This window comes from Petrachloros mirabilis (assembly GCF_975968855.1).
Window position 1 is genome coordinate 1 of sequence record NZ_CDLUDY010000136.1, and the last position, 16,050, is coordinate 16,050.

General features: G+C 54.8%; 14 protein-coding genes. 6 read left to right on the forward strand and 8 right to left on the reverse strand.

What is annotated here, in order from left to right; translation table 11 throughout:
- Window positions 1–900 precede the first annotated feature (900 nt).
- Window positions 901–2,430 carry a M28 family peptidase gene (locus tag ACWVCN_RS05455; protein WP_455244518.1) on the forward strand — a complete coding sequence of 510 codons (1,530 nt, stop codon included), beginning with the start codon at window positions 901–903 and terminating at the stop codon, window positions 2,428–2,430.
- A 101-nt stretch (window positions 2,431–2,531) separates the two neighbouring features.
- Here ACWVCN_RS05455 and ACWVCN_RS05460 read toward each other — a convergent pair whose 3' ends face one another.
- Entirely contained in the window at window positions 2,532–2,942 is a 411-nt protein-coding gene (locus tag ACWVCN_RS05460; RefSeq protein ID WP_455244519.1) for a hypothetical protein, read from the reverse strand.
- Between the two features lie 77 nt (window positions 2,943–3,019).
- On the opposite strand from ACWVCN_RS05460, the gene ACWVCN_RS05465 reads away from it, so the two are divergent.
- The 4 genes from ACWVCN_RS05465 to ACWVCN_RS05480 are packed head-to-tail and all read left to right on the forward strand — an operon-like array spanning window position 3,020 to window position 6,683.
- Window positions 3,020–4,582: a TolC family protein gene (locus ACWVCN_RS05465; RefSeq protein WP_455244520.1), complete on the forward strand. Its 1,563-nt coding sequence runs from the start codon at window positions 3,020–3,022 to the stop codon at window positions 4,580–4,582.
- 9 nt (window positions 4,583–4,591) lie between these two features.
- Complete coding sequence (locus ACWVCN_RS05470; protein ID WP_455244521.1) at window positions 4,592–5,305, forward strand: CPBP family intramembrane glutamic endopeptidase; 714 nt, start codon at window positions 4,592–4,594, stop codon at window positions 5,303–5,305.
- A gap of 7 nt (window positions 5,306–5,312) precedes the next feature.
- Window positions 5,313–6,332, forward strand: coding sequence for a ribonuclease Z (locus ACWVCN_RS05475; RefSeq protein ID WP_455244523.1), 1,020 nt, complete (start codon window positions 5,313–5,315; stop codon window positions 6,330–6,332).
- A 12-nt stretch (window positions 6,333–6,344) separates the two neighbouring features.
- Entirely contained in the window at window positions 6,345–6,683 is a 339-nt protein-coding gene (locus ACWVCN_RS05480) for a hypothetical protein (protein ID WP_455244524.1), read from the forward strand.
- 204 nt (window positions 6,684–6,887) lie between these two features.
- On the opposite strand, the gene ACWVCN_RS05485 is transcribed toward ACWVCN_RS05480, so the two are convergent.
- Window positions 6,888–7,466, reverse strand: a complete 579-nt coding sequence (locus tag ACWVCN_RS05485) for a hypothetical protein (RefSeq protein ID WP_455244525.1) — start codon at window positions 7,464–7,466, stop codon at window positions 6,888–6,890.
- Between the two features lie 178 nt (window positions 7,467–7,644).
- On the opposite strand from ACWVCN_RS05485, the gene uvrA reads away from it, so the two are divergent.
- Window positions 7,645–10,458 (forward strand): excinuclease ABC subunit UvrA, encoded by a 2,814-nt coding sequence (gene uvrA / locus ACWVCN_RS05490; RefSeq protein ID WP_455244526.1) that lies wholly within the window; start codon window positions 7,645–7,647, stop codon window positions 10,456–10,458.
- A gap of 23 nt (window positions 10,459–10,481) precedes the next feature.
- Here the strand turns inward: uvrA and ACWVCN_RS05495 are convergent, their stop codons facing one another.
- From ACWVCN_RS05495 to ACWVCN_RS05520, 6 genes are all read right to left on the reverse strand, one after another.
- The gene (locus ACWVCN_RS05495; RefSeq protein ID WP_455244527.1) at window positions 10,482–11,861 is read right to left on the reverse strand and encodes a DUF3422 family protein; all 1,380 of its coding nucleotides are present in this window, start codon (window positions 11,859–11,861) and stop codon (window positions 10,482–10,484) included.
- Window positions 11,862–12,232: 371 nt separating this feature from the next.
- On the reverse strand, window positions 12,233–12,805 hold the full coding sequence (locus ACWVCN_RS05500) for a YqgE/AlgH family protein (protein ID WP_455244528.1): 573 nt from the start codon (window positions 12,803–12,805) through the stop codon (window positions 12,233–12,235).
- Between the two features lie 68 nt (window positions 12,806–12,873).
- Window positions 12,874–13,662 (reverse strand): nitrilase-related carbon-nitrogen hydrolase, encoded by a 789-nt coding sequence (locus ACWVCN_RS05505; RefSeq protein WP_455244529.1) that lies wholly within the window; start codon window positions 13,660–13,662, stop codon window positions 12,874–12,876.
- Window positions 13,663–13,769: 107 nt separating this feature from the next.
- Window positions 13,770–14,105, reverse strand: coding sequence for a small metal-binding protein SmbP (gene smbP / locus ACWVCN_RS05510; protein WP_455244530.1), 336 nt, complete (start codon window positions 14,103–14,105; stop codon window positions 13,770–13,772).
- A 96-nt stretch (window positions 14,106–14,201) separates the two neighbouring features.
- Window positions 14,202–15,080, reverse strand: a complete 879-nt coding sequence (locus ACWVCN_RS05515; protein WP_455244531.1) for a sulfurtransferase — start codon at window positions 15,078–15,080, stop codon at window positions 14,202–14,204.
- A 37-nt stretch (window positions 15,081–15,117) separates the two neighbouring features.
- Window positions 15,118–16,050, reverse strand: a 933-nt coding sequence (locus tag ACWVCN_RS05520; protein WP_455244532.1) for a hypothetical protein, incomplete at its 5' end; no start/stop codon positions are given.

The window sequence follows — 16,050 nt, forward strand, 5'->3', positions numbered from 1 at the left end:
AGACGCAAACACAGTGGCGACTCAGGTCTGGCTTCCGATCAGTTCCCCGGGCAGAACCAAAACAACATCAAGTATCAGGCCTTGTCACTCTCTGCTGCACCACCACCAGGCCTTTCGCAGCGGTACACGGCTGGACTTTACCGCACGAAGAAAGCAATTGCAAGCCTAACATTAGATTCGAACGACCACCTCTCCACACTATATCCTTTAATTAGCTGAGACATAACGAGAGCAGTTCCTAAGCAAAATAGAGAATTGATGACCTGTAAGATGCCGGAATTCATAGAATATTTTGGTAAGTGAGCTGAGCAACCTGTCTTGCATTCACAGAATTACTGTTGACCGAGAGCCCTCGAAAACTACGTCGGGAACAAGGCGACCCCCTGCGCTACTCCCTACCGGGCTGATTGTGATCTTCAAGCCGGACGTTTCCCGATATCAAGAATTTCTCTCTGGAGCCTATCGCGTTCGGACAAGATCTGTTTTCTCCGGCGCCAGCGATCCAATGTCCACCACCGCAGCTTTTCGCGAAACGTTACGGCTGGTGGCTGTATACTTCCTCCAGGGGCGTGCTGAAAATCATACCCCCTATGCGTTTCGCGGTTCTCGAAGAACCGCCGGTAAAGATGATCGTAAATCCCTTTTGAAGTATCACCCGCCGCCACCATTCCCTCCCTACATCAAGGCTCCCAAAAAAACGCCGCCCTCCCCGAAAGACACAACCTGACAGTCCGCCTGCAAGGCCGTAATAATACAGCTCCTTATCGATAAAAGAGAAGAGCCTTGTCCATGCAATCTACCACTCGGGACGGCATATCGAAAAACATGAGGGGCTCGGGCGAAAAAAAGTGCACCCTATGCTTATGCTATAGTGACCTGCTGTAAAGAACACCCGCTGTTATGAAACTTTTGATCGCGATTGCACTTTCTGCTTCCCTTTTCGTCAGCCTCGTTACGAATGCTTCCGCCGACTCGTCGGTCGACGGCTCCGTTTCGGACGGAAACTGGCTGACAACCGCGCGCGAATATATCTCACCGGACAGGATGTTAGCTGATATTAGAGCCCTGAGTAGCCCGACATATCGAGGCCGCCAAACAGGAAGTCCCCAGGACGAAGAGTCCGCATCGTTCGTCGCCAAGCGCTTCGACGAATTACGATTCCAACGCTCCGTAGCCTCTTCGGAACAAAACCAAGCCAGTTTGTTCCCGCAGGAGGCGTGGAAACAGTCTACCGCCGTTGCCACAACAATCATCGGCAGCGATGCGTTCTTGACCTTGTTACTACCAGACAGGCACCAACCACTTCATCGAGGCACTGATTTTCTCCCCGTTCTCGATTCCCCCTCCGCCAACGTTCGAGCCGAAATCGTGTTCGTTGGATATGGCCTTTCAGATCCCTCGCATAACACTGACGACTATGCCGGCATCGATGTCCGGGACAAGATCGTTCTTTTCCTTCGCGGCAAGCCAGAACAATACCGTGGATCAGTGTCCCATGCCGATAAAGTACGGATTGCCAAGAAACACGGCGCAGCAGCGTACGTGACCGCTACCGGACCGATCCTTACCGCATACGAACAGCGACGGGGAGTGACAGGATCCCCGATTGCATTTTATTCAACCATGCCGACGGACCATCAAATACCTGGTGCATGGATCAGTACGAGCGTGGCGGAAGCGATCCTGGCCAACGATAATGGGAAAGGGCAAGAGCTCCGAAGCCTACAAGAGGAGATTAATCGCACAGGCTCATCTCATTCGGTCGAGACGAACGCGACCGCGCACCTCCAATGGACCAGCCTGGTCGAGCCTGGAACTCTCTTCAACATCCTGTCCATGATCAGGGGCTCTTCGCCTGGCAACGAGGAAACGGTTCTCATCGGCGCTCATCGTGACCATTTCGGCTCACAGGCGGGGCTCCTCTTCGCAGGAGCCGACGACAACGCCTCCGGCACAGCCGTGCTGCTAGAAGTCGCCCGCGTGCTGGCTCTGGCCCCAATAGCACCGAAACGATCAGTCATCTTTATTTCTTTTAGCGGAGAAGAACAGGGGCTTTTGGGCTCCAGGCTCTACGTCACGCAACCGATTACTCCCCTCTCCAATGCGATTGGCATGATCAATGTGGACCATGCGGGGGTTGGAAACGGCCGACTGACAGTTGGTGTCACCGGATTCGAGAAGATCGTCGCGCAGGAAATCGGGCAACTGGCAGGACTTTCCGACAAACTCGATGTGTACGGTTACTTTCCGGGGGGCGATCATGTTCCCTTCAAAGAGGCTGGCATTCCCACCATCACAGTGGTCAGCGGCGGTGTACATCCTCACTTCCATCAACCAACCGATACGGTCGAGACCATCGACTCGGAAATTCTGCGGGCCGTCGCCCAGTACGTTTTAGCATCAGCCTGGCAACTGGCCAATAAACAGTGACACAGGCTACGCGCGAGAGGCAATAAGCAACGGATGGTTCATTGGTCCAAGGTTATTATCCTTGCGCCTCTACCCTCTTGCTTCTTGCCTCTAGCCTGAATTTATGGAATGTCGTCGATGTCAATAAGGGTGGACTGAATCGGCAACAACGGAGGCGTCCGCCGCGGCGGACCTGGGAGCACGAGAGGAGAGCCGACTTGGTTCGCCCCCTGAATCAAGCCGATCGAGAGCTGCGGTCCCAAAGTCGTAACCGCGCCGCTCCAGGCCTGGCCGGTGGTGGGATTGCGAAAACTGAACGATTCGAAATTGCTACCGGGCGTAGCGAGGAATCCCTGTGTGCCCTGGCTGTCGATGTAAAGGTTGGCCGGACCGGTCAGATTGAATAAAGGGGCCACTCCCCCATCGAATGAACGGACACTCGTGATCGTTTGCTGCCCGAATGACGGTGAGTTGAACGTCAAGCTGCAAACAAACAGAACACCGCCGGCAAAACCGACTCGATAGTTCCTCATCTCTAGAAGTCCATGACAGGCTCGTACAAACTCATTATAGTACGGAGTGTGTTTCCTTGTCGATCAAGGGGGGCAACATGAACCATTGGAAGACCGCAACAGTCTGGGTTGGATTGTTCTGCATCACCGGAATCGGATGCCTCTTGGATGCAAGAGCCGCTGACGCGGGCGAGGACCTGAACGCACAATCAAAGGAACGACGGGAAACGATCTCCCTCGCTGAAGCCGCGCTTCGAGCCCTGCAGAATAATCTCGACATTTCAATCAGCAGACAAACGAAAGAGAGCCGCTTGACAGATATCGTTGTCGAGCAAGCCAAGTTCGATCCGACCTTGAGCGTGAACGGACAGTACAATCGCACGGTGAACCCATTGAACAGGCCGGTCTTCGGTGGCACTGGCGGAGCGCTCAACGACATCACCACGTTCGATCAACGCAGCCATTCTGTCACGCTCGATGCCACAACAAATTTGATCACAGGCGGAAACGTCGATCTCAATTACAGCCCTGCCAGGATGAACGTGAATCAGGATGTCGCTTCAGGCTTTCTGTTCAATCCCTCCTGGACGGGAGGTCTTGCACTGACACTGACGCAACCACTGCTCCGCAATGCAGGCGTCGACGTCAACAAGACCTTCATCAAAATTGCGCAGAACAACGCGATGGTCGAGGAGCATATCTTTCGCGACCGTGTGCTGAGCGTTCTGGCCACGGTCGAGCAGACCTACTGGGAGCTCGTGTTCGCCAAGGACAACTTGAAGGTCGCAGAAGCGGCCCACAAAGCCGCGCAGGAACTGCTGGCCAGCAACAGGGCCAAGGCCAAGGCCGGCATCATGTCGATCGTCGACGTACTTCAGGCTGAAGCGGCGGTCGCCTCACGAGTCGAGCAGGTTCTGGTTGCAGAGAAAGCGATTCGCGATCAGGAAGATCAACTGCGGCGCCTCTTAAATCCTGGCGAAGAGGAACTTCGTCTCGACGTGCGGCTGACGCCTACGGATAAACCGGTCGTCGCCTTGGAACCGATCAGCCTGCAAGAAACGATCGATATTGCCATTGAGCAGCGGCCGGAAATCGTACAGGCCAAGAAAAACATTGAAACGAGCGAGTTGAACACCAAGTTCGCCAAGAATCAGCTCCTCCCGACTCTCTCCTTCCAAGGCAGCATGGGGATGGCGGGCCTCGGGAACGACTACGGCGACTCCTTGAATCGCAATCTCAGCGGTGATTTCTACAATTACGGAGCGGGTTTGGTCCTGAGCTATCCCTTGGGGAACCGTTCAGCCTGGAGCACCTACAACCGTCGCCAATTGGAAGGAAAGAACGCAGAAGCCGCCTTAGTAAACGTCCGCCAGCAGATCATCGTCGGCGTGAAAGAAGCGGTTCGGCGCGTTCAAACGGACTTCAAACGGATCGAAACGACCAGGTCCGCTCGCATCATGGCGGAGAAGCAGCTCCAGGCCGAACAGGAACGGCTCAAAGTCGGATTGAGCACGACCCGATTCGTGCTCGACTTCCAACGCGACCTGGCCACGGCTCAAGGTAACGAGTTGCGCGCGATCGTGGACTACAACAAGTCGCTTTCCAACCTGTCCCGGCACAAAGCGACTACGTTGGACCGGTACAACTTGCAGTTGCAATAACGGCTTCCCATGTCGCCTGGGCCAGCTCCCCCTTCAAGGACGACTCAGGATAAGGAACGGGGGGCAGCCCTGGCGCTGCTCCCCATCGCCGCCACACTCAACTACTACGCCCTACCTGAATACTGGCAGGACCAGCTGCTCGTTCAATTCGCTCCCCAAATCTTGGGCTATTTCGCCTTGGCACTTTGGGCAGTCTATAACCAGCCCATTTCCGCTCGACTAGGTTTGTCGCGAGAAAATTTTCTCCCTGGAATCAGGCTTGGACTCTTCACTGGATTCATTCTCGGTACGCTCAACACATTCGCCATCCTATCGGTCGTCCCCTCACTCGGTTACGACATTTCCTTCCTGAAAGAAACGCCACATGCCAAGGTGCCTCTCCTTATTATGGTCCCCTGGTTCATCATCATTATCGCCTGTTTCGTCGAAATCAATTTCCGCGGTTTCACTCTGCAACGGCTGGCGATCCTCGAATCTTCTCTCTGGAAATCGGAAGTCCTTCACCGTCTCTCCCCGCTCGCCGTCGCGATCAGCTCGCTCGTATTTGCCTTCGATCCGTTTATGACTCGGACCTTCCAGCACTTACATTGGATTGCAATCTGGGACGGACTCGTCTGGGGGGTGATCGTGACTCGAACAGGTAATCTCTACGCAACAATCGTCGCCCATGCAGTCGAAGTGATCATGATGTATAGTGTGGTCCGCTATGCGCTGATGGACTGACCGAACGATGAACCCTTCGTTCTCCAGTTATCTCGTCAACGACTGTTTCGGCGATCCGGGTGTTTATGTGGAAATCCGCTGGTCGAAACGGGCCCTCCTGTTCGACCTCGGGCACAACGATACGCTCGGTCCGACCCGTCTGCTGCGGGCGACCGACATCTTTATTTCCCACACCCACATGGACCACTTCATCGGATTCGACGCGGTTGCGCGCGTGGCGCTCGGGCGCGGGAAGACGTTGCGCCTATACGGACCGCCGGGCCTGATCGATAACGTGCAAGGGAAACTTCGTGGCTATACCTGGAATCTGGTCGATGGCTACCCCCTGACCATCGAAGTCTGGGAGTTTCACGCCTCAGAAACTCGGCAGGCGCTCTTCCAGGCAACAAGCGGATTTCAACGCGCCGACCAGCCGACACGTTCACTTTCCAGGGCGCCCGCTACAGGTATCTTCACCGTATTGGAGGACCCGATGTTCACTGTCAAGGCGGTAGCGTTGAACCACCGAATTCCCTCCTTCGCCTACTCTCTGGAGGAACAGTTCCACATCAACGTGAACAAGCAGAGGCTGCACGAGGCCGGTCTGCCGGTGGGAGCCTGGCTCAAGGACGTGAAGCAGTATGTCTGGGGAGGGAGGCCGGATGATTTCCTATTCACAGCAACCCTCTATGACGAACACAGAAAAGATGAACGGAAATTCGTCCTGGGAGAGTTCAAAGAACGGTTTCTCACAATCAGTCGGGGCCAGAAAATCGTGTATGTGGTCGACACCCGTTTTGATGAAGACAACGAAGCCAAGATTCTCGCCCTGGCTAAAGGCGCCGACCTGTTCTATTGCGAAGCCCCCTATCTGGAGGTCGATGCCGAGAAGGCGCGCGATCGTTATCATCTGACAGCAAGACAGGCGGGAAACCTGGCAAGAAAAGCTGAAGTGAGAGACCTTGTTGTCTTTCACTTTTCGCCTCGGTATACGGGGCAGGGCGATCTACTTGAGCAGGAAGCGCTGGATGCATTTCGAGGAGAGTAAGGAGGGATGCCGGTGAACGATCTCGTGAAATACACGGTGTATTTTCTGTTGGGAGGGGCGATCGTGACCCTCTCCACTTATCTCGGTTCACAAGGACGTTCATTCCTCGCGGCGTTTGCAAGCACTTTTCCTGCTATCACCGGTGCGACATTTGTCTTGTTGTATCTCAATGGCGGCAACGAACCGATCGTCGCTTACGCGAAAAATCTGCTCTGGTTCGTTCCGCCCTGGCTGGTTTACGTGACAGCCATGATTGTGGGGGTTCCACGCTTCGGCTTCTGGCCGGCCATGGCCCTTTCCATGGCTCTCTACATGGGCTGCGTGGGCCTCGTGAAGCTTGCCATCCGCTGACGCCCCGCACGTCTTGATCCCCTCCCCCAGCGGGCAGCGCACGAATAAGGAGTTCCGTTCCACAGCGAAATCGATCTCGGCTGCCTTACCCTTCTCGTCGAATACGGTGTCAAAGCTATACCAGATACGAAGCGACGTCTGAACAGAGTGCGTGTGTCTGCGATGTCCGCTCATGTTTGCACGGCAAGCTCTTCGAGGAAGAATTCAGGCTGCGTGGCCGAAGTGTTGCTTGCTTATCTCGCTCATCTCAGAAACGAGACGATCGATGGTATCTGTCACGCTCCAGCTGGCCTTGTGGGAGGGACCTTCGCCGCCGGCCCAAATGTCTGGTGGGTTATCGACGGCCCGCACATTCTGGCAGAACTGCACAATCGATTGTTTCCAATACACGCCGCCACTCGCCTCATCGAGAAAATGCTCCCGATCGGCCGTAAAGGGACCATCGAATTGTTTGGCCCGCATCTGCCACATCTGCTCCATGGCGGCCTGTCTTTCCTGACTGACTTCGAGCCCTGAGGCGCGCTCGTTGAGCACCGCAAACAATCCACCGATGACACGCTCTACCTGAGCTTTGGGGAACATACCAACGCAGGTTTGGACGAGGAGATACTTGTGGAACAAGAAGACTTCTGCACTGATCCGGGCCTCGTTTGCGGAAGGATCGTAGGCCCGGGCCAACTCTTTCAGGGCAATTCCGGATGGGCCTTCCAGGCTCAAGCCAAGCAACCCGGCTAATTGGCGACCGATATCCAGATAATCGGCCGATTGTGATGATTGTGTCATAAGAATTACTCTTCCTCCACCAGTTGAAGGCACCATATTCTCACCCGTCGGTGGAATCCCCAAGCCAAACCGGATTTCTCAACGAAACTATGCCCGAACCCAGTCTGCCATATCTCCTCATTGAACCGCCTCACCCTCCTTGCTACGATGGCCGGTCCTCCACATGGAGTGATTCGTCATGTCCAAGACAATTCATAGCGAATCGCGTCACAGCGAGTTGATCGTCGAGGGCGCACGCCAGAACAACCTCAAGAACATTTCGCTCCGCATTCCTCACAACAAGGTCACGGCAATCACTGGATTGTCAGGATCTGGAAAATCCTCGCTTGCGTTTGACACACTTTTCGCAGAAGGCCAGTGGCGCTACGTGGAATCGCTCTCGACCTATGCTCGCATGTTTCTCGATAAAGTCTCACGTCCGGATGTCGACCGCATCCTGAACGTCCGCCCCGCCATCGCCATCGAGCAAAAGAATCAGGTCCGGACAGCTCGTTCAACGGTCGGCACGACAACGGAGATCGCAGACCTGCTCCGTCTGTTGTTCGCCAAGATCGGCAACCCGACCTGCCCCGACTGTCGAGAAGAAGCCCGGGCCTTTCATCCCGATACGGTCGCTGACGACCTCTTGAAGCGATTTACAGAAGCGCGGGCAATGGTTATGTTTCCACTCGCCGCTCCCTCGGTGAAAATGGAAGCGGTTTTCATCCGATCACTCCTCACGAGAGGATTTACTAGAATCAAAGCCGGCGAGGAAATCATCGATCTCCTCGAGACGCCGCCCCGCTCCCTGACCGGACAAACCACGGTCTATGTGGTGCTGGACCGCCTTGTGCTCAGGAACGACAATCGCTCCCGTCTCACAGAAGCCATTGAAACCTCCTTCCGCGAGGGAGAAGGACGATGCGCGGCGGAGGTTATCGGACACGGAACGCAAACCTACAGCACCAGCTTTCTCTGCCAGAGTTGCGGGAGAAGGTTCGAGCCGCTTCGTCCCATACTGTTTTCGTTCAACCATCCGCTCGGTGCCTGTCCCGAATGCAAAGGTTTCGGGAACGTGTTGCGATATGACCCGGATCTCGTCATTCCCGACCAGAACAAATCGCTCGTGCAAGGGGCGATCGAACCATGGAGCAAGCCGGGAACCGATTGGTGGCAGAAGCAGATGCTTCTCGCCATGAAGCGGCATGGTATCGACATCACCATTCCCTACCGACAGCTCCCCAAGGAGACTCAGGACTTGCTGTGGAAGGGAGACAAGTCGTTCGACGGCATCGACGATTTCTTCGAATACCTGGAAGGCAAGCGGTACAAACTCCACGTGCGCGTGCTGCTCAGCAGATACCGCACCCCGTTCGATTGCCCGACTTGCCACGGGAGCCGGCTCAAACCAGACGCCCGCTTCGTGAAGATCGGTGGAAAGGACATCCACGAGGTCACAGAACTGACGATCGACGGGGTGTTGACATGGCTCGGCTCACTTGGATTATGTCGGTTTGACGAACACGTTGCCTCCGATGTACTCCGGCAGCTGAGAGACAAGCTCGGCTTTCTCCTCAGAGTCGGGCTAGGCTACCTCACCCTTGCCAGACAGACCAAGACCCTCTCCGGGGGAGAAGCGCAACGCGTCTCACTCGCCAATCAACTCGGTGCCAGACTGGTCGGTACGCTGTACGTCCTCGACGAACCGACGATCGGCCTCCACGCACGCGATACGGATCTTTTGGCCGGAATCCTAAAGGACCTCGCAGCAGTCGGCAACACCGTGGTCGTCGTTGAACATGACCGCCGGATGATCGAGGCGGCCGATTACATTGTCGAACTCGGCCCGCATTCAGGAGAAAAAGGGGGCGAGATCGTCTGTGCTGCCCCTACCGAGGAATTTGTTCGCGACCGCCGCCCCCTGACCGGCCGCTATCTGAGAGGAGAAGAGCAGATCCCTCTTCCGAAGTCGCGTCGTTCCGGCAATGGAAAGATCCTCGTCATCGCCGGCGCCAGCGAACACAATTTGAAAGACCTTGTCGTTCGCTTCCCCCTCGGCATGTTGATCTGCATCACCGGCGTTTCCGGTTCCGGTAAGAGTACCCTCGTTGAAGATACGTTGTACAGGGCGTTAGCGCGGGCCTTCCGCGTCGAGTCTCTCCCGATGGGGAAGTTCAAAGCGATCAAAGGCATCGAACATCTTAAGGGTGTGAGACTGATTGATCAGCAGCCGATTGGTCGCACACCTCGTTCGAACCCTATCACATATCTGAAAGCATTTGATGAAATCCGCAGGCTCTTTGCTTCGGAACGAGAAGCCTTACGGCAAGGCTTCTCGCCGGGACATTTTTCGTTCAACGCGCCGGGAGGGCGATGCGAACGCTGCGAAGGGAGCGGCGTCGAAAAGTTGGAGATGTATTTCTTCGAGGATATCTACGCGCCCTGCGAAGTCTGTGAAGGAAAACGCTTCAAGCCGGCGGTTTTGAACATTCGCTTTCGCGGCAGGACGATTTCGGACGTGCTTGGGATGACCGTTGACGAAGGACTGTCCTTCTTCACAGGAACGCCAAAGCTGCAAGAAAGGCTGCATCTGCTATCGTCAATAGGCCTCGGCTATTTGCGCTTAGGTCAGTCGGCCACAACACTATCAGGCGGGGAAGCCCAGAGGCTGAAGATCGCGGCGGAACTCACGACAAGCGGTTACGGGCACCGGCAAGGTCGAAGCCACTCCCCCGGGATGCTCTACATCATGGACGAACCGACCACTGGTCTGCACATGGACGACGTAAAAAAGCTCCTCACCATCCTCCACAAGCTTGTCAACGCCGGGAATACGCTCGTCGTCGTGGAACACAACCTAGATGTCATTAAATCAGCTGATTGGATTATCGATTTAGGACCCGAAGGGGGCTCGGCGGGCGGACAAATTGTAGCCGAAGGACGCCCCGAGCAGGTGGCGAAGATTGGGGGATCGCAAACGGGACGATTCCTGACTCACGTTCTTGCCGTTTGATTCTTCAACCGCGCTTCGCCCCGTCACGCCTCGGGATCATTTGGTATCTTTGCCTGATCCTTGCCGGTCAACTTCTTGTGCAGATACTTCTTGCTGAATGTCGTGATGACAAACGCGAGGCCGATGGCAATCGGCACGAAAATCGCTGAAGCGATGTTGAAATTTTGCAAAAAGCCGACCTCGTGGAGTCCTTTGAAAACATAACCGGCCAGACCGGCCAAATAGTAGGCAATGACGATCACAGACAAGCCTTCGACCGTATGCTGGAGAATCACCTGGCTCTTCGTCGTTTTATCAACGCTCTGTAAGAGGGTGAGATTTTGCCCTTCAAGGATCAGATCAACACGAGCCCGAATAATTGAAATAATCCCCTCAAATCCCCCTCGCAACGTATCGATTCTTTTAAGCAATTGCTGATAGCCCTCTGCAACCCCAGTGATGCCGCTGAGCACATAGTCTGAAACTGGCCTATAAGATTCGAGCGGCTTCTCGGTCAATGATGCCAATGTCGTGTGCACGATCTTGTCGTATGGCAGCGAAGCTGAAAGCTCAAAGTGCAGTTTTCCCGCCATCCGGTTCGTCTTGAGCAAGTCCTGTGTCAACGTATTCAGCCAACGTTGCAAGGTCTGCGAATCCGCGTGCGCGATGTGACCAGAGATGATCTCCCGCTGCTTTAGATGCACTTGCTCAAACTTGTAGACTTGATCGATCGCAGCAGAAAAAAGAGGCTTTTGCATGAGCAACAGGTGGTAATACGTTTCGATCCGCACGATCGCATCTACGATGTCTTTTAGACGAGAGGACTGCGTGACGGGGGATCCGACACTGACCCAGTAGCGCTCCCGCCCCTGCTCGTCGGGCGTAAAGCTGGTAAGGAGAGCTGTGTCTCCGTCAAAAATCCTGCTCCCGTACAGAATCGGCCCAGGGAACAGCCCTCGTATCTGTTCGCGAGCAGGAAGGAGGCTGGCCGAGAGCAGAATGTCCAACCGGCAAACCTCATTTCCCAAGGGTTCGACAGGAAACTTGTAGCCGGGAAAGGTCACCGGCCCGAACGCGAGAGGGGTTGTTCCTGAAACAGGAACATGCCAGATCTGATAATTGTAATATTCTGTGTGCGACTGCCAGATGACGATCAGCCGTTCCCCGTTCGCCGCCTCCTTGATGCCGTAGCCGAATGTTTCACGCAGCACTGTCTCTTCTCTGGAAATGGAGAATGCGGCGAGACAGGACAAGAATTCCTCACGGCTCGCTTCCCGCTGTTCCGGTGGATCGGACATGCGAAAAGCTTTGTAATGGACATGCGCTGGAGCTTGCAGCCAATCGGCCAATGGCATTTGCGGCCGCTCGTGCAATTTTTTCAGCAATGCCTTCGCACTGGGTTTCGGTGTTCCTGATTGATTCATGCGCTCCTCTACCGTGGTTGGAAAACTGTGCTAGACCCAGGATGCTCATGTGCAATGGCGTTAAAATTCATGTCACCGATCTGCCTTATCATTAGCAGCGAGAGTTTTTCGAGCTTGGATTCCGACTTATTATCCGTACAGCTGACTGTAATGCCGGAAAGGCCACCGGCCCCGCAGGCGTCCGCGATACGATTCACGAGAAGGGACCGGAAAGGCAAGCCGGTTGATCGCGTCGACACTGGTCGAGGGTATCATTCTGTACAAGAGCTCCGCAATCGAACGATAGGAAAGGATGGCAAGGGATACGAGGTCTGCGGCAATAGGACAGAGGGAACAAAACCTTTCGCCTCGTGCCTGAGGCTCTGGCTGAGCTAGTTTAAGGAAGGATCGAACGGCATATCCGCATACACTCGGTATTCCTCACCCAACTTACTGACGATATCGGACCAGACCTTGGCCGGATCCTTTTCAAAGACGATGGCTGGGTCAGCGGGCATGGTGATCCATGAACCAGTTTTCATTTCGTTCTCCAACTGTCCTGGCCCCCATCCGGAATATCCAACATAGGCACGAAATGCTTCATGTCCCTGTTCCGTAGTCAAGATCTTATCTACCAATTCCATGTCCCCGCCGAGACAGACACCGTCGAAGACGTGGTGAGAATTTTCCGGCAGTTGGTCCAATCGGTACAGCAGCATCACCTGATTTGGCTGCACGGGTCCTCCGGCAAACAGCACATGCCGCTGGCCCTCCAGAACAGGAACCTGCGGCAATGCTTCAGAAACCGACATAGCGGTGGGACGATTGACAACGACCCCCAACGCACCCTCGGTTCCATGTTCACACACCAACACAACAGCCTGACGGAAATTCGGATCGCGCAAGCTCGGAGCGGCAACCAGGAAGATGCCTTTCCCTAACGGGGTTTTGAAGGGAACGTTCATATTACTCATCCTATCTTGCCGGAGCACGACACGCAAGCAGCCTGAAAAAGACGAAAATGGTGAAAGGCTTAGCGGTACAACGATTCGCGACGATCGCGAAGCAAATCGTTAAACCTGGTCACGGATTTGTTGCGGGCTTCGGCTGGGTCGATTTCCACGACGCAGAGTTCTTCCTGATCCCGTGGTGCTCGATGCAAAATCACCCCACTAGGGGAAACCACTTCACTAGTCCCGATGTACGTCAATCGATCCTTCCCCCCTCGCAGTTCACTTCCTGTCCTGTTACATGTGATGGCAAAGACACGATTCTCTAGGCAACGGACCGGCATGGAATCGGGACAGTTCGGCAGGACCAAGTTCGAGGGATGACAAATGATGTCCGCGCCCTTCAACGCCAGCGTGCGGGCAGCTTCCGGATAATACCAATCGAAACAAATCATAACACCGATATTCGCTGGGCCGATGTCCCACACATGGAATCCTGTATCACCAGGAGTAAAAAAAATCGTCTCTTCGAAAAACAAGTGCGTCTTCCTGTAGCACCCGATGAAACCCTGAGGACCGACGGCAACAGCTGAGTTGTAGAAGTTCGAACCAGACTGCTCCGGTAATCCGGCCACGATAACCATCTGCTTTTGTTTGGCGACATCGAGCAGCCGCTTGGTAGTTGGACCTTCTGGAACCGGTTCTGCCAACTCCTGCACCTCGTCCTGCGACACAAATTGGTAACCGGAGGCGCAGAGTTCCGGCAACACGAGGAGATCGGCCTCAGTCTCATTTATCTTGGACTCAATCCGATCTAGATTTTCTGCAACGTGCCCAAACGTCGGACTGTTTTGGTAGAACCCTACACGCATAAGAATTCGGGCCAGAATGATATTCGCGGGGCTAGGGGAAACGGGCAAGAAAGCGCGGGCCACTCATTCGTTACCTCGCGCCCCTTGCCCTGTCTTGTGGGAAAAACCTACTTAACCTCCGATAGATGAGTGACTGCACCTTCTGCATGTTCGGCCGCAACGTCGGCATGTCCGGCTTTACCATGCTCAATGGCCTCTTTCAGGTGCTTGATCCCCTCATCCAGATGCGGGTTCTTGATCCCTGCGGCCTCGGCGTGCTTGAGCGCGCCTTCCGCATGCTTCACCACTGCATCTGCATGGCCTTTCTTCCCATGTTCAACGGCCTCCTTCGCATGCTCTATGGCTTCGCTCACGTGTTTGTTGTCAGCCTGAGCGACCAGCGGCATCCCAAGCAGTGCCATCGCAGCTACTGCCAAAAGTCCGCGTTGGAAGGTCTTCGTCATAGTTGCCTCCTTTAATTGGTTAGTTCGTGAAACTCAGCTAAAATCTCTTTCAATCACACGAAGTTACGCCCACCTTACATAGCCGATTTTTTACTGTCAAGAAGGCCGTGCGGGAGCTTCGACACCCAAAACTTTTTGTAGCCCTGTGAAGTCTTTCTCGACGGGACAGGCAAAGTCCCTGCTCCATTCCCACCACGAACCGGGGTAATTACTCACCTTCTGGTAGCCGGCGAGTTTCAAGACGAAGTACAGCCATGCCGACCGTACTCCACCGGTACAATAGCAAATAATTTCCTTCTCCGGTTCCAACCCCTTTTCTTCGAGACTGGCCCGGATGGTGGAAAGATCCTTGACCGTGGCATCCTTATTGAGAAAACCGTTCCATGCCAGATGGATGGCGGAAGGGATATGTCCGGGACGGGGAATACCTGAAACTTCCTTTCCCAGATACTCTTCCAGACTTCTCGCATCGACGATAACGGTATCGGGATGAGGCTTCTTCACAAGAGCCTTCAGAACCTCCTTGGTGGTCAAGACACGGGATGCCGGCTTCGCCCTGAATGTTCCAGGATTCGGCGTCACCCGTCCGTGTTCAAACGGCCGCCGTTCATCAATCCACTTCACCCAGCCGCCGTCGAGGATGCGAAGATTCCGGTGCCCGAAATACTCCAGCATCCAGAACATCCGGCCTTCGTCCCCCCAGTTGTCGAACGGGTTCGAATAGATCACGACCTGGCTGTCGTCATTGATCCCGAGCGCCCGGATCTTCTGCTCCATACGTTTCATGTCTGGGTCGATCACCCCCTTGGCGACTGCATTGGGGTCACTGTAGTCATGCCATGTCGTATGGACCGCGCCGGGAATGTGGCCGCCGAATTCATAGGCAGCCTTGCCGCGCACATCGATGATAACCGTGTCCGGTTTGCCCAATCGGCCCTGCAGGGTTTCGCAATCGATCAATAACGGGTGTTCCATGTTGTTCCTCTTGTGACGCAATCTGGATTGTCAACGATCAGCCTTCTGCTTTCATTCGACAACTGTTCTCCTCAGGCCGCCGGTTAAATGCCGCCATCCGCGGGCTTGATTCTTCCAGGGCCGTCTTCAGCTCGTCGGACAGAGGAAACTCTTTTTCATACACGCTGTATCGATAGGGATCATTGCCCGATAGTCCATACTTGGTCTGCAGCATCTCATGCTGCTTGTCCGTCAGAATGTGGTACTTCACCAGCGTCTTGAGTTTCAAGCCCTCCGCCTTGTCGGGAATCAGATACGAAAACTCATATTCCCGGCTTGCCAACGGCAGCAGACGGTTATCATACAACTCTACAATGGCCGGCTGCCACATGATCCAGCGCCCCATCGTGGATGTCTGTTTCTCCAACACATGCCCCTCCTGATCCTCGACTAAAAATTCCACTGTAAAGAACCGGTCCGGATCGCCGGTGGGAACCTTGTGGCCGGCCCCTGCATTGATCAATGTCAATGTGAAACCAATCCGATCACCGGGTTTTGGGGAAGTCGAATCCGCCTTGACCTGCACCGCTACAGCCCGTTTAACCATGTCCGGGTCATGCCCCCCGCGCCAAAGGTGGCGTCGCCCACGGCGGATCGGGCTGTTTGTCGCGACGGGCCTGTCGACTTCAGGCATATGGCAACTCTGGCAGATGAAGCCGCGCTCCTGCATGAAAAACTTCCCCTCATACTCCGCATACGTGCCGCAAGGTCCGACATTGTAAAATTGAGCAGGGCCCGATACCACGTTATGACAGCGATAGCAGGGTTGCGAGGTGCGAAAATTCGGATCGAACTCCGTCGGATGCGGCGCAGCGGAATCTTCAAAGGGACCGTAGATGACACCGTCACGAACGTGACAGACTGCGCAGGTGACCGCCTCCTTTTGGTACTCGGGATCGTAGTTCGGATTCGGTTCCTGAATCGCCTTTTC